This is a genomic window from Variovorax ureilyticus (assembly GCF_037889935.1).
GTDB classification, from domain to species: domain Bacteria; phylum Pseudomonadota; class Gammaproteobacteria; order Burkholderiales; family Burkholderiaceae_C; genus Variovorax; species Variovorax ureilyticus.
The window spans coordinates 174,374-186,850 of the sequence record NZ_JBBKZU010000008.1 but is presented as its reverse complement, the minus strand read 5'-3'; the positions used below and the strand labels follow the sequence as shown (position 1 = coordinate 186,850).

Annotated in this window: 14 protein-coding genes; 4 read left to right on the top strand and 10 right to left on the bottom strand. The window is 68.5% G+C overall.

The genetic code is table 11. The features are described from left to right. Positions 1-6: 6 nt before the first annotated feature. The 8 genes from WKW77_RS19665 to WKW77_RS19630 form a co-directional block, all read right to left on the bottom strand. Positions 7-963, bottom strand: a complete 957-nt coding sequence (locus tag WKW77_RS19665) for a tripartite tricarboxylate transporter substrate binding protein (RefSeq protein WP_340358552.1) — start codon at positions 961-963, stop codon at positions 7-9. Between the two features lie 39 nt (positions 964-1,002). Further along, the gene (locus WKW77_RS19660; RefSeq protein WP_340358551.1) at positions 1,003-1,713 is read right to left on the bottom strand and encodes an ABC transporter ATP-binding protein; all 711 of its coding nucleotides are present in this window, start codon (positions 1,711-1,713) and stop codon (positions 1,003-1,005) included. Further along, positions 1,710-2,483, bottom strand: coding sequence for an ABC transporter ATP-binding protein (locus WKW77_RS19655; RefSeq protein WP_340358550.1), 774 nt, complete (start codon positions 2,481-2,483; stop codon positions 1,710-1,712). Before WKW77_RS19655 ends, WKW77_RS19660 begins: the two co-directional genes overlap by 4 nt. After that, positions 2,476-3,477, bottom strand: a complete 1,002-nt coding sequence (locus tag WKW77_RS19650; RefSeq protein WP_340358549.1) for a branched-chain amino acid ABC transporter permease — start codon at positions 3,475-3,477, stop codon at positions 2,476-2,478. Before WKW77_RS19650 ends, WKW77_RS19655 begins: the two co-directional genes overlap by 8 nt. Beyond that, positions 3,474-4,346: a branched-chain amino acid ABC transporter permease gene (locus WKW77_RS19645; protein ID WP_340358548.1), complete on the bottom strand. Its 873-nt coding sequence runs from the start codon at positions 4,344-4,346 to the stop codon at positions 3,474-3,476. The genes WKW77_RS19650 and WKW77_RS19645 overlap by 4 nt, the downstream gene beginning before the upstream one ends. Before the next feature lie 13 nt (positions 4,347-4,359). Next, complete coding sequence (locus tag WKW77_RS19640; protein WP_340358547.1) at positions 4,360-5,565, bottom strand: ABC transporter substrate-binding protein; 1,206 nt, start codon at positions 5,563-5,565, stop codon at positions 4,360-4,362. 61 nt (positions 5,566-5,626) lie between these two features. Further along, the gene (locus tag WKW77_RS19635) at positions 5,627-6,418 is read right to left on the bottom strand and encodes a GntR family transcriptional regulator (protein ID WP_340358546.1); all 792 of its coding nucleotides are present in this window, start codon (positions 6,416-6,418) and stop codon (positions 5,627-5,629) included. Between the two features lie 112 nt (positions 6,419-6,530). Further along, positions 6,531-6,749: a hypothetical protein gene (locus tag WKW77_RS19630; RefSeq protein WP_340358545.1), complete on the bottom strand. Its 219-nt coding sequence runs from the start codon at positions 6,747-6,749 to the stop codon at positions 6,531-6,533. A 77-nt stretch (positions 6,750-6,826) separates the two neighbouring features. Here WKW77_RS19630 and WKW77_RS19625 point away from each other — a divergent pair, with 77 nt between their 5' ends. Next, a complete protein-coding gene (locus WKW77_RS19625; RefSeq protein WP_340358544.1) occupies positions 6,827-7,498 on the top strand; it encodes a nitroreductase in 672 nt (223 codons plus the stop codon). Between the two features lie 14 nt (positions 7,499-7,512). Here WKW77_RS19625 and WKW77_RS19620 read toward each other — a convergent pair whose 3' ends face one another. After that, on the bottom strand, positions 7,513-8,340 hold the full coding sequence (locus WKW77_RS19620; protein WP_340358543.1) for a crotonase/enoyl-CoA hydratase family protein: 828 nt from the start codon (positions 8,338-8,340) through the stop codon (positions 7,513-7,515). 78 nt (positions 8,341-8,418) lie between these two features. Between WKW77_RS19620 and WKW77_RS19615 the strand changes: the two genes are divergently transcribed. Both WKW77_RS19615 and WKW77_RS19610 read left to right on the top strand, forming a co-directional pair. Next, positions 8,419-10,272 (top strand): PhoX family protein, encoded by a 1,854-nt coding sequence (locus WKW77_RS19615; protein ID WP_340358542.1) that lies wholly within the window; start codon positions 8,419-8,421, stop codon positions 10,270-10,272. Positions 10,273-10,300: 28 nt separating this feature from the next. Further along, the gene (locus WKW77_RS19610) at positions 10,301-10,708 is read left to right on the top strand and encodes a DUF488 domain-containing protein (RefSeq protein ID WP_340358541.1); all 408 of its coding nucleotides are present in this window, start codon (positions 10,301-10,303) and stop codon (positions 10,706-10,708) included. Between the two features lie 17 nt (positions 10,709-10,725). Here the strand turns inward: WKW77_RS19610 and WKW77_RS19605 are convergent, their stop codons facing one another. Beyond that, positions 10,726-11,511, bottom strand: coding sequence for an IclR family transcriptional regulator (locus WKW77_RS19605; protein WP_340358540.1), 786 nt, complete (start codon positions 11,509-11,511; stop codon positions 10,726-10,728). Between the two features lie 89 nt (positions 11,512-11,600). On the opposite strand from WKW77_RS19605, the gene WKW77_RS19600 reads away from it, so the two are divergent. Next, the gene (locus tag WKW77_RS19600; RefSeq protein ID WP_340358539.1) at positions 11,601-12,434 is read left to right on the top strand and encodes an SDR family oxidoreductase; all 834 of its coding nucleotides are present in this window, start codon (positions 11,601-11,603) and stop codon (positions 12,432-12,434) included. The last annotated feature ends 43 nt before the right edge of the window (positions 12,435-12,477 follow it).

The window sequence follows — 12,477 nt, the reverse complement described above, 5'->3', positions numbered from 1 at the left end:
CGGCGCTCATTCCGGCTTGGCTCCGGAGAACTTCACGACCTTGGCCCAGCGCTTGATCTCGCTCTGTACGAAGGGCGCGAACTGCTCGGGCGAATTGCCGACAGGGATCGCGCCTTCGCTTTCGAGGCGCTTCTGCATCTCGGGCGTGGCGATCGCCTTGCGCGCCGCGTCACTGATCTTGCGCGCCACGTCGGGCTGCATGCGACCCGGCCCGAAGAGACCGAACCATGCGCTCGACTCGTAGCCCGGCAGCACCTCGGCGATCGCCATCACGTCCGGGAACTGCGGCAGCCGCTTGGCCGTGGTCACGCCCAGAGCCTTGAGCTTCCCTGCCTGGATATGGGCCTGCGCATTGCCCACCGCCGCGAACATCAGCTGCACCTGCCCTGCCAGCACGTCCTGCACCGCCGGCGCCGTGCCCTTGTACGGAATGTTCACGATGTCCACCCCCGACTGCATCTTGAAGGCCTCGCCCGCCATGTGCAGCGACGAGCCGACCGAGCCGATCGCGAAGTTGAGCTGCCCCGGCTTGGCCTTCGCGAGCGCGATCAGCTCCTTCACATTGTTGGCCGGCAGCGAGGGATGCGCGACCAGGATCGACGGCGCAGACGCCACCAGCGTGAGGGGCGTGAAGTCCTTGACCGGATCGAAAGGCAGCGAGGGATAGAGCGTCGCGTTGATCGCATGGCTGGTGAAGCTCATGAGGAGCGTGTTGCCATCCGGCGGCGCCTTGGCGACGAGCTCGGCCGCGATGTTGCCGCCGGCGCCGGGGCGGTTTTCCACGATCACCGTCCTTCCGAGCGCAGGGCCCATGCTGGCGGCGAGCGTCCGCGCCAGCGTGTCGGTGGAACCACCGGCGGGCGCTCCCACGAGGATGCGCACCGGTACACCGCCGACCTGCGCGCGGGCACCCGCGGCCAGCGCGAGCGCGGCGGAAGAAATGAGGATGTTTCGACGTTTCATGTTGTCTCTCGTTCGATGAATGCGCGATGCGGACGGCCGTCAAAGGCCCAGGTACGCGCGGCGAAGTTCGTCGCTGCCCAGCAGTTCCTTCGGCAGCCCCGAGAAGCGGACGCTTCCGTTTTCGAGCACGTAGGCCCGGTCCGCGATCTCCAGCGACTGGCCGACGTTCTGCTCGACCAGCAACACCGCGAGGCCATCCTCGCGAAGCTGGCGGATGAGCGAGAACATTTCCTCGACCAGCAGCGGCGACAGGCCCAGCGAAGGCTCGTCGAGGATCAGCAGCACCGGCTCCGCCATCAGCCCGCGGCCGATGGCGAGCATCTGCTGCTCGCCGCCGCTCATGGTGCCGGCCGGCTGGCCGATGCGTTCCTTCAGGCGCGGGAAGATGCCGAACACCTTCTCGAGATTGCTGGCGCGACGCTCGCGCGCCCGGGTGAAGGAACCGAGTTCGAGGTTCTCCAGCACGCTGAGGTTGGGGAACACCTTGCGCCCTTCGGGCACCTGGATGAGCCCGGCCTTCACCACCTCGCGGTAGTGCGCGCCGCTCAGGTCCTGGCCGTCGAAATGGACGGTGCCATCCCATGCGGGGCACAGGCCGCAGATCATCTTGTTCAGCGTCGACTTGCCCGCGCCGTTGCTGCCGAGCAGCGCGACCATCTCGCCCGCGTTCACGCGCAGGTCCACGCCGCGCAGCACTTCCACGCGGCCGTACCCGCCGCGAAGGTTCCGGATGTCGAGCAACGTCGTCATGCCGCGGCCTCCTGCGGTGCAGTCGCTGCGGCCTTGCGCAGACGCGCCGCCGTGCCATGGCCCAGGTAGGCCTCGACCACCTTGTCGTTCGAGGTCACCTGCGCTGGGCTTCCCTCCGCGATCAACTGGCCCTGCGCCAGCACCCAGACATGCTCGGCGAGGTTCATCACCGCCTGCATCACGTGTTCGATCATCAGCACGGTCACGCCGCCGTCGGCGATACCGCGCACCACCGGCATCATCTCGGCGATCTCCTGCGGGTTGAGCCCGGCCAGCACTTCGTCGAGCAGCAGCAGACGCGGCTGCGTCGCGAGGGCGCGTGCGAGTTCGAGTCGCTTGCGTCCGGCCACCGTGAGGTCCGACGCCGGCTTGTCGAGTTGCGGCGCAAGGCCCACGCGCGCCGCGACGTCCTCGGCGCGCCGCAAGGCTTCGCCGCGACCGCGCACATGCAGGTGCGCACCGACCGCGATGTTCTCGCGCACCGTCTGCGCCGCGAAGGGCTTCACGATCTGGAAGGTGCGCGTCATGCCCAGCAGCGCATTGCGATGCGGCTCGCGCCCGGTGATGTCCTGCCCGGCGAAGCGCACGGTGCCGGAGTCCGGCTTGAGAAAGCCCGACATCAGCGCGAACAGCGTGGTCTTGCCCGCGCCGTTTGGACCGATCAGCGCGCTCAGGCTGCCTTCGCGCACCGAGAGGCTCACGTTCTGCACCGCCCTCAGCCCACCGAAGGAGCGCGAGATGCCGTCGAGCACCAGAAGAGGCTCAGCCATGACGGCCCCCCTTCCCCGCCCAGAGCTGCCGCACCGACAGCCCGATGCCCGCGATGCCACGTGGCAGGAAGATCACGATCAGCACCAGCACCACGCCGTAGATCACCATGTTGATGCCCGGCAGCTCGCCGAACAGGTTGCGCGTGAAGTCGGACAGCACATGCAGCGCAGCCGCGCCGAGCACCGGCCCCCACAGCGTGCCCATGCCGCCGACGATGGCCGCCACCAGCGCTTCCACCGAGGTGGTCGACCCGTAGGCGATGCCCGGATCGATGTACTGGAACACCTGCACGTAGAACGCCCCCGCTGCGCCCATGAAGGCCCCCGAGATGGCGATCGCCACGAGCTTGATGCGGAACGGATCGACGCCGACCGCACGGGCCGCATCCTCGTTGTCGCGCACCGCCTGGAGGTAGGCACCGAAGCGCCCGTTGCGCAGCCACCATGTGACCAGCAGCGCTGCGATGACGAAGGCCAGCACCACCCACAGGTAGCCGGCGCGCGAAGCGAACTGCAGATTGGCCGCCGACTCGCGCAGCGGCACCATCAGCCCCACGCCGCCACCAGTGAAGTTCACCGACAGCGCAACGATGCGGAACACCTCCGCAAAGGCCAGCGTGACCAGCGCGAAATACGAACCCTTGAGCCCGTAGCGGAACGTCAGCGCGCCGACGAAGAGCCCCACGAGCGCACTGCCCGTCACCGACATCGGCAGCGCGACCCACGCATTGATCCCACCCTGGAGCTGCGCGATCGCCTGGATGTAGGCGCCGGTGCCGAAGAAGAGCGCATGCCCGAAGGAGAACTGCCCGCCGAAGCCGCCGAGGATGTTCCAGGCCTGCGCGATCAGCGTCGCGTAGAGCGCCATCATCGCGAAGTTGAGCGCCACGCCGGACGAGGTCACGAGCGGCAGGCAGGCGACTGCGACCGCAAAGACCGCGATGCCGCCCAGGTGCCGCAGTCCGGCGTTCGATATGTTCGAACCCGCGCTCATGCCCGCGCTCCGAACATGCCCTCGGGCCGGAACAGCACCACGCCGATGAAGATCGCGAAGATGCCGATCTGCCCCAGCGATTCTCCGAGGTAGAGCCCGCCGAGCGACTCGACCACGCCCACGAGAAAGCCGCCGACCAGCGCGCCGACGAAGCTGCCCATGCCGCCCAGCACCACGATGGTGAAGGCCACGAGCACGAAGCCGCCGCCCACCTGCGGATTCACGTAATACGCCGGCAGCAGGAAACACGCCGCCGCGCCGAGGCACGCGAGCCCGATGCCGAAGCTCATCGCGTAGACATGATCGACGTCGATGCCCATGAGCTTCGCGCCCTCCTTCTCCTTGGCGACCGCGCGGATCGCACGGCCGAGGTCGGTGCGTCCCATGATCCAGAAGAGCGCCGCCGACACCACCAGCGCGCCCGCGAAGGCGACCAGCTTGGGCACCGCGATCATCGCGGGGCCGATGGCGACGGTGCTCAATGAATAGGCGGTGTCGATGTTGCGCGTGTCGGACTTGAAGAACAGCAGCGCGAGGTTCTCCATCACGATCGCGATGCCGAGCGTAGCGAGCAGGATGTTCTCGTCCTTGCCGTGGCCTGCACGGTTGATGACGATGCGCTGCAGGCCGTAGCCGAGCGCGAACATCCCCGGCACCACGATCGGCAGCGCGAGGTACGGGTCGATGCCCAGCCGTTCCTTGAGGAAGTACACCGCGTACAGCGCCAGCATGAGGCAGGCGCCGTGCGCGAAGTTGATGATGTGCAGGACGCCGTAGATCAGCGTGAGCCCCAGCGCGATCAGTGCATAGACCGCACCGGTCGTCAGTCCGTTCAGGACCGACGGAAAGAGAATGCCGAAATCGAACATCCTGCTTCCGGCCTCAGGCTGCGCGGAGCGGAAAGACCGGCTCCACCTCGCGGTAGTCGCGCGGAATGATGACCTTGATGTCGTTCTTCACGACCTGCGTCATCAGCGGTTGCGCGCCCTCGTTCTGGCCATTGACGAACTTCGTCGGGCCGTACGGCATGATGTGATTCGAGAAAGTGCTCTTCTCCAGCGCATCGATGATCGCGGCGCGATCGCTCGATTTGGCGCGCTCCAGCGCATCGGCCAGCAGCATCATCGAGGTGTAGGTCATGAAGACCTCGTAGCTGAAGAACTGTCCCTTGGCCTCGACCCGCTTGCGCAGCTCCTGCGAGCGCTTGTCCTTCGGATTGAACCAGTGGTTGCAGTCGATGATGCCGTTGGCCGCGTCCGGGAACTCCTTGACGAACTTGTAGCTCGACGCCGCGCCGCCGAGCACCGAAAAGATCGCCTTCGGCTGCACCTTCTGCTGCTGCATCGTGCGCACCAGCAGCGCGTACTCGTTGTAGTAGTTGGCCGGAATCACGATGTCCGGGTTGACCGACTTCATGCGCAGCACGATGTTGTTGAAGTCGCGCGTGGGGTTCGCGTGCTTCACCACTTCCTTGACCTCGAAGCCGTAGCCCGGGAGTTCGCGCGACAACAGTTGCGCGGTGCCGGTGCCGAAGAGCGACTCCTCGTGGATGATCATCACGGTCTTGGCCGGGCTGCCCGCCGCCTTGTTGAGCACCAGCAGGTTCGCCATCGCCACTTCGGTGGACTTCTTGTAGCCCGGGCCGAAGCGGAAGGTGTTCTTCAGGCCGCGCTCGACGATCTGGTCGGCCACGCCGACGTCGACCACATGCGGCAGGTTGTACTTGGCGGCCGCCTGCGTGGTGGCCAGGCAGATCGCCGAGGCGAACGCGCCGACGATGGCCGAGACGCCCGCCTCGTTCATCTTCTCGACCTCGGCCGCGCCGGCCTGCGGCTGGGACTGCGCGTCGCCCAGCATCGCCTCGATCTTCGCGCCGCCCAGCGCCTTGATGCCGCCGGCCTGGTTGATGTCGTCGATCGCCATCTGCGCGCCGAGCCGGCATTGCTGCCCCGAATAGGCGAGCGCCCCGGTCACGGGATGCAGCACGCCGACCCGCACCGGCTTGGGCTGCGCGCCCCCGATCAGCGGAAAGGCGAGCGACGTGCCGAGGGCGGCGGTCTGCGACAGGAAGCGACGGCGGTTTTCCATGGGGACTCCTCGTGGTGGATCGTGATGAAACTGGTTGGGGTGAATCGTTGAACGCGCCGGCTCAGGTGAACTGCGCCGACAGTTCCTTGCTGACCCACACCTTGGCGTCGATGCCGCCCACGCGGGACAACTGCATCTCGTAGGTGTAGCGGTCGGGCCGGTACAGACCGTGCAGCCACTGCACCGGCCTTTCGTCGATGTCGTAGACCAGGCGCCGCACCGCCAGCAGCGCCGAGCCGACGGAGACGTCGAGGTGCTGCGCGAGCGCTGCGTCGGCGAGCTTGGCGGTGATGGTCTGGTGCGCTCGGCCGACCTGCACGCCAGCTTCTTCGAGCAGCACGAGGATCGGCTTGCGCGCGAGTTCGCGGCGGCCGAAGCGGCGCGCGACCTCGGCCGGCACGTAGGTCGTGATGTGCGAGAGCGGCCCCTCGCGCGTGGAACGCACGCGCACCGCCTTCTGCACCGCATCGCCGGGCTTGAGTTGCAGCGCCGCGGCGACGCTGGCCGACGCTGTGACGGTCTGCACGTCGATCACCTTGACCGAGGTGCGCAGGCCCATGCTGACGAGGTTCTCGAGCAGGCCGCCGAGGTTGGCGCGCTGCACGTCGCGGCCGACCGGCTCGTCGACGACGGGCGGCCTTCCGATGGGGCGCGTGCCACGGCCCGGCTCGCGCGAGATCAGCCCTTCGGCCGCCATCTTCTCCAGCGCGCGTCGCACCGTGACGCGCGCCACGCCGAACTCCTCCATCAGCGCGAACTCGCCGGGCAGACCGCCATCGAAGCGGCCTTCGGCCAACTGCTCGCACAGCAACAGATAGATCTGGTGGTACTTCGGCAGCGGCATCTGGGACATGGGGTCCGATGGTTGCGCCGTTCTTTTGTCCCGTCAATAGGACATTTGACGTCGATATGTACGCCCCATCTCAGGGAAAACACGCCCCTTCCGGGGCGCGGCCGACTGCCGGTTACTTGAGCGGGAAGCGCTTGAGCATGCTGCGCCCGAGCGAGGTGATCTCGGAAACGGTCGCCGCGGGCTGCTCGAAGCCGTCGAGGGTGCGCACCGGCTTCGGGATCGATGCCTTGATGTGGCCGGCCAGGCTCAACACCCGGACAGCGTCGACATGCTCGCCGCCCGTGACCGCAATGGGCAGTTGCTGGGCCGCCAGACGATGGAGAAGATACATTGCCACGCCCGAAGTATGCCTGCCCTGCAGAGCGGGAAACTGCTTAAATCGAGCCGTCGACATCCACCCAGCCGCTCATGCAAATCCAGGACGCCGTCGCCAGCCGCCACTCCATCCGCGCATTCCTGCCGACGCCGGTCGACCCGGAGGCCATCCGCAAGGTCCTGACGCTGGCCGCGCGCGCGCCTTCCGGGGGCAACCTCCAGCCCTGGCACATCGACGTGGTGACCGGCGACGCACTCGCCGGGCTGCGCGCGCAGATGCGCCGCAACCTCATGGAAGGCCGCGAGCCCGAGCCCACCGAATACGACATCTATCCGCCCCACCTGCGCTCGCCCTGGCGCGACCGGCGCTTCCAGGTCGGCGAGGCGATGTACGCGCGTCTGGGCATCCCGCGCGAGGACAAGGCCGCTCGCCGCCGCTGGTTCGCGAACAACTTCGACTTCTTCGGCGCGCCGATGGCGCTGTTCTGCTCGGTCGACCGATCGATGGGGCCGCCGCAATGGTCCGACCTCGGCATGTACCTGCAGACGGTGATGCTGCTGCTGCGCGGCGAAGGGCTCGACAGCTGCGCGCAGGAATGCTGGGCGATCTACCCGGTGACGATCGGCAAGGCGATCGAGCTGCCGCCGGAGCGCATGCTGTTCTGCGGCATGGCGATCGGCCACCGCAATCGGGAGCATCCGGTGAACGGTCTTGTGAGCGACCGCGCGCCCGTCGAGGAGTGGCTGCGCTTCAGGGGTGCCTGAAGCGCCCGAGGTCTTCAGCGCCTGGGATCGATGAAGCCGGGCGCGCGGCGCTCGATGTTGGCGCGCACCGCCTCGGCCTGATTGGGGCTGCCGATCAGCGCCTTCTGCTCGACCGATTCGGCCAGCAGCAGATCGGCCGCGCTGTGCCCCATCGACGCGTTCAGCAGACGCTTGCCGGCGCGGATCGCATCGGGGCTCTTCTGCGCGATCTCGCGGGCCAGCGCCAGCGCCTCGGCCAGCGGATCGGCCGCCACCCGCGTCGCCAGGCCCAGCGCCACCGCTTCAGTGCCCGAAAAGATGCGCCCGGTGTAGGTCAGCTCGCGCACCACGTCGCTGCGCGCCAGCTCGCGCATGAGCACCATGCCGCCCATGTCGGGCACCAGGCCCCACTTGATCTCCATGACGGACATCCTGGTGTCCGCCGCGACCAGCCGCAGGTCCGCACCCAGCGCCACCTGCAGGCCGCCGCCGAAGGCCACGCCGTGCACCGCCGCGATGACCGGCACGGGCACCTCGCGCCAGACCATCGCCACATACTGCGCAGCGTTGGAGATGCCGTGCGTGCGGTCGGTCAGGTCCTTGCCGCCCGCGCCCTCGCCCACGATGTTCGCGGCGTCGCTCTGCATGCGCTCGAACGATTGCATGTCCAGCCCCGCGCAGAAGGCCTTGCCGCGGCCGGCCAGCACCACGGCGCGCACGCCGGCGTCGGCCTTGAGGCGCATGCCGGCATCGACCAGCGCGTCGAACATCGCGGGGTCGAGCGCGTTCATCTTGTCGGCGCGCGCCAGGTGGAGTTCGACCACGCCGTCGGCGTGCCGGATGGATTCGATGCGGTCGTTCATGGGAATGTGTCTCCTGATCCTGGCCCGAGTATCAGCGGTCGGCGATGATCGCGGTGTCACCCACCCTACAACGCCCCCATGCCGTTCGACCGACGCCAGTTCCTCCAGTCAGGCGCCGCCGCTGCCGTGGTGGCACTCGTCGGCGAAAGCCGGGCCGCGGCCGTCCATGACGGGCGGCTGGGTTTCACCGCCGTGCCGGCCACCCTGCGCGACGCGGTCACGTTGGCGCCCGAATACGAGATGCGGGTGCTGTATCCCTGGGGTTCCCCGACGGGCGTCGCCGGCCGGATGCCGGCCTTCGCGCCCGATGCGTCGAACAGCGCGGCCGATCAGGCGCTGCAAGCTGGCATGCATCACGACGGCATGCACTTCTTCCCCCTCGAGGGCCGCGCGGACCGCGGTCTGCTCGTGATGAACCACGAATACACCGACGACCAGCTGCTGCATGCGGGCGGTGCGGCACCGTGGAACGAAGAGAAGGTCCGCAAGTCGCTGCATGCGATGGGCGTCTCGGTGATCGAGGCCGAGCTGACCGACGAAGGCTGGCGGCAGGTGCTGCCGTCGCGCTACGCCCGCCGCATTCATGGCGCCACCCCGATGCGCATTGCCGGACCGGCCGCCGGCACCCCTTTGCTGCGCACCGCCGCCGACCCGGCCGGCAAGCGTGTGCTCGGCACCTTCGCCAATTGCGCGATGGGCGTCACCCCGTGGGGGACTTACCTCAGCTGCGAGGAGAACTTCCATGTCTATTTCGGCGGCCCCAGGGAAACCACGGCACCGCCGACCGAAGCCCAGCGCCGCTACGGCACCGTGAGCGGCAATTCCTGGACGCCCTATTGGCGCTTCGAGGAACGCTTCGACCTCTCGCGCCACCCCCACGAATCGAACCGCTTCGGCTGGGTGGTGGAGATCGATCCGTTCGACCCCGCGTCTACGCCGGTCAAGCGCACCGCGCTCGGCCGCAAGCGGCAGGAAAGCGCGACCTGCACGCTGACCCGGGACGGCCGGCTGGCGGTCTACATGGGCGACGACTCGGCCTTCGAATACATCTACAAGTTCGTGAGCCGCGACAAGGTCCGTCCCGGCAACGACGCGGCAGCGCGCGTGGCCAATCGCGACCTGCTCGACGAAGGCCGCCTGTTCGTCGCGCGCTTCGAGGCCTTCGGCCGCGGCCGGTGGATCGAGCTGTGCCACGGCCTGAATGGCATCGATGCCGCGAGCGGCTTTGCCGATCAGGCCGAGGTGCTGATCCACGCACGCCTGGCCGCCGACATCGCGGGCGGCACGAAGATGGACCGGCCCGAATGGATCGCGGTCCACCCGGCAACCGGCGAGGTGTACGTCACCCTCACTCACAACGGCGCACGCGGCAAGCCCGGCGCACCCCCGGTGGACGCGGCCAACCCGCGCGCCGACAACATCTTCGGCGGCATCCTCCGCTGGCGCGAAGACCGCCGGGATGCCGGCGGCACGGCCTTCGACTGGGACCATTTCGCGCTCGCCGGCGATCCCGCGGTGCCCGGCTCGGGCACGCACTACCCCAGCGACGACGCCGATGTCTTCGGCTGCCCCGACGGCCTGCACATCGACGGCGGCGGCCTGCTGTGGATCCAGACCGACATGAGCGGACCCGCCATGGGCAAGGGCCCGATGGCCGCGCTCGGCAACAACCAGATGCTCTGTGCCGACCCGGCGACGGGGCGCATCAAGCGGTTCCTCGTCGGGCCGAGCGGCTGCGAGATCACCGGCTGCACCGTGGCGCCGGACCGCCGCAGCCTGTTCGTCAACATCCAGCATCCCGGCGAGACACGCGAAGACGGCAGCGGCAGACCGAGCAGCGCGTGGCCGGATGGGACCGTGCCGGGCAGCGCAAGGCCGAGGTCCGCAACGCTCGCGATCCGGCGGCGCGACGGCGGCATCGTCGGCACCTGAACCCCATCGACCATCAAGGAGGAAACCCATGCCCATCCGCATCGTTCGACTCGGCAGCGACCGAGCGCAAGGCGAAGGCCTGCGCGTCGGCACCGTGCGCCGCCCGCCGCGCGGCGTGCCCAAGAGCGAATTTGCATCGCAGAACTGGTATGACGTGTGGTACCCCAACCTCGCGCCGTCGGTGGAGACGATGAAGATGGCGCAGGCCGCGCAGGCCTCGGGGGTGGCGTCGGAATGGAACGCCTTCGGGCGCAAGTTCAAGAGCGAAATGGCCGAGGCCGATGCGAGCCGCAGCCTCGACCTGCTGGCGGCGTTGTCGCACCAGACCTCCTTCTCGGTCGGCTGCTACTGCGAGAACGAGGCGCGCTGCCATCGATCCTTCCTGCGCGAGCTGCTCGCGGAGCGCGGCGCGGACATCGTCCCCGAAGCGAAATGACCGCCGCCTCCCGAGGCTCAGCGCATCGCGCGCGCGATGGCCTGCGCGGCGCTGCGCAGCTTGTCGAGCTGCTGCAGTGCATCGGGCAGCGGCATGCGGACCGCTGGCGCCTGCAGGGCCACTGCGCAGCGCACCGGCCCCTGCGGGTCATCGCGCACCGGAACGGCGACGCACACGAGCCCGTCGATGAATTCCTCCGCATCGACCGCATGGCCGACCTGGCGGATGCGATCGAGTTCGGCCTCCAGCGCCCCGCGCGATTGCAGCGTGTGCGCCGTGTGGCGTTCGTACCTCAGGCCGTCGAGCAGCCGGTCACGCTGCGCACGCGGCGAATAGGCCAGGAAGAGCTTGCCGCTGGCCGAACAATGCAGCGGCACGCGCGAACCGGGGCGCAGTTCGAGCCGCAGTGGAAAAGCGGTCTCGACGCGATCGAGATAGATCACCTCCGCACCTGACAGCGCCGTAAGGTTGCAGGTCTCGCCCACGTCGGCCACGAGCTGGCGCAGCACGGCGTGGCGCGCACCGGTGGCGGTGCTGCCGCGCAGGACGGTCTCGGCGAAACGCATCAGCCGAGGGGTGATCGCATAGCGCCGCCCGTCGCTACCGCGCGCCAGCAGCCCACCGTGCTCCAGTTGCTGGAGCATCCGGTGGACCGACGGCTTGGGCAGGCCGCTGAGGCGAACCATGTCGGACAGGCTCTGAGGCTCACCCCCGGCGGCCACCAGTTCGAGCAGTTGAAGCAGGCGCAGGCCGGGCGTGGCGGCCAGTTCGTCATCGACAGTGAGGGGGTCAGGAGAATCCATGAGAAATCTCGAAATTCGAGACGAATTGGAGAATATTTTCGAGATTTTGCCGCAATCCGGATAAGCTTCAAGCCTAAAGAAACGTCTCCATGAATTTTCCGCTCGACAACCTCGTGATCACCGGCGCGTGCGGCGGGCTGGGCAGCGCTCTGGCGCAGCAGGCGCTGGCGCGCGGCGCCCATGTGGCACTGGTCGGCCTGAACATCGAGGCGCTGGGGAAGCTGGCGGCCACCGCGCCTGGCCGTTGCGCGATCTACACGCCGGACGTGAGCGACAGCGCCGCCATGCAGGCGATGGCGCAGGACTGGATGAGCCGCTTCGGCCTGCCCGATGCCGTGATCGCCAATGCGGGCGTAGCCGGAGGCTTCGACACGGCCGAAGCCTCCGACCTCGCGGTGTTCCGGCGCATTCTCGAAATCAACCTGCTGGGCGTGGCCACCACGTTCCGGCCTTTCCTGGCGCCGATGCGTGCGCGCGGTCGCGGCACGCTGGTCGGCATCGCCAGCCTCGCGGGCCGGCGCGGCCTTCCGGGTAACGGCGCGTACTGCGCGAGCAAGGGCGGCCTGATCCGCTACCTGCAAAGCCTGCGAGCAGAACTGCGCCCGAGCGGCCTGCGCGTGTGCACGGTCAACCCCGGCTACCTGCGCACCGCGCTCACCGCCGGCAACCGCTTCGCGATGCCGGGGCTGATGGCGCCGGAAGAAGCAGCCTCGGCGATCCTGCGCGCCATCTCGCGCGGCACCGAGGAACTCGTGCTGCCGCGCCGCCTGGGCTGGCTGGCGGCCGCGCTCGACCTGCTTCCCGCGCGGTGGCATGACGCCCTGCTGCTGCGCCAGCCGCGCAAGCCGCGCGCCGGCGAGCCGGGCTCCACGGCCATCCCTGGCCTGCCATCGCCGGCCGACCCCGATTCCCGCGCGCGCTGAGCGCGCCGGCCCCTGTCCTGAAGTGCTTCTTTCTCGATGAGTC

Coding starts and splice junctions, on each gene's coding strand:
- WKW77_RS19665 (WP_340358552.1), bottom strand. CDS start 963: ATGAAACGTCGAAACATCCTCATTTCTTCCGCCGCGCTCGCGCTGGCC.
- WKW77_RS19660 (WP_340358551.1), bottom strand. CDS start 1,713: ATGACGACGTTGCTCGACATCCGGAACCTTCGCGGCGGGTACGGCCGC.
- WKW77_RS19655 (WP_340358550.1), bottom strand. CDS start 2,483: ATGGCTGAGCCTCTTCTGGTGCTCGACGGCATCTCGCGCTCCTTCGGT.
- WKW77_RS19650 (WP_340358549.1), bottom strand. CDS start 3,477: ATGAGCGCGGGTTCGAACATATCGAACGCCGGACTGCGGCACCTGGGC.
- WKW77_RS19645 (WP_340358548.1), bottom strand. CDS start 4,346: ATGTTCGATTTCGGCATTCTCTTTCCGTCGGTCCTGAACGGACTGACG.
- WKW77_RS19640 (WP_340358547.1), bottom strand. CDS start 5,565: ATGGAAAACCGCCGTCGCTTCCTGTCGCAGACCGCCGCCCTCGGCACG.
- WKW77_RS19635 (WP_340358546.1), bottom strand. CDS start 6,418: ATGTCCCAGATGCCGCTGCCGAAGTACCACCAGATCTATCTGTTGCTG.
- WKW77_RS19630 (WP_340358545.1), bottom strand. CDS start 6,749: ATGTATCTTCTCCATCGTCTGGCGGCCCAGCAACTGCCCATTGCGGTC.
- WKW77_RS19625 (WP_340358544.1), top strand. CDS start 6,827: ATGCAAATCCAGGACGCCGTCGCCAGCCGCCACTCCATCCGCGCATTC.
- WKW77_RS19620 (WP_340358543.1), bottom strand. CDS start 8,340: ATGAACGACCGCATCGAATCCATCCGGCACGCCGACGGCGTGGTCGAA.
- WKW77_RS19615 (WP_340358542.1), top strand. CDS start 8,419: ATGCCGTTCGACCGACGCCAGTTCCTCCAGTCAGGCGCCGCCGCTGCC.
- WKW77_RS19610 (WP_340358541.1), top strand. CDS start 10,301: ATGCCCATCCGCATCGTTCGACTCGGCAGCGACCGAGCGCAAGGCGAA.
- WKW77_RS19605 (WP_340358540.1), bottom strand. CDS start 11,511: ATGGATTCTCCTGACCCCCTCACTGTCGATGACGAACTGGCCGCCACG.
- WKW77_RS19600 (WP_340358539.1), top strand. CDS start 11,601: ATGAATTTTCCGCTCGACAACCTCGTGATCACCGGCGCGTGCGGCGGG.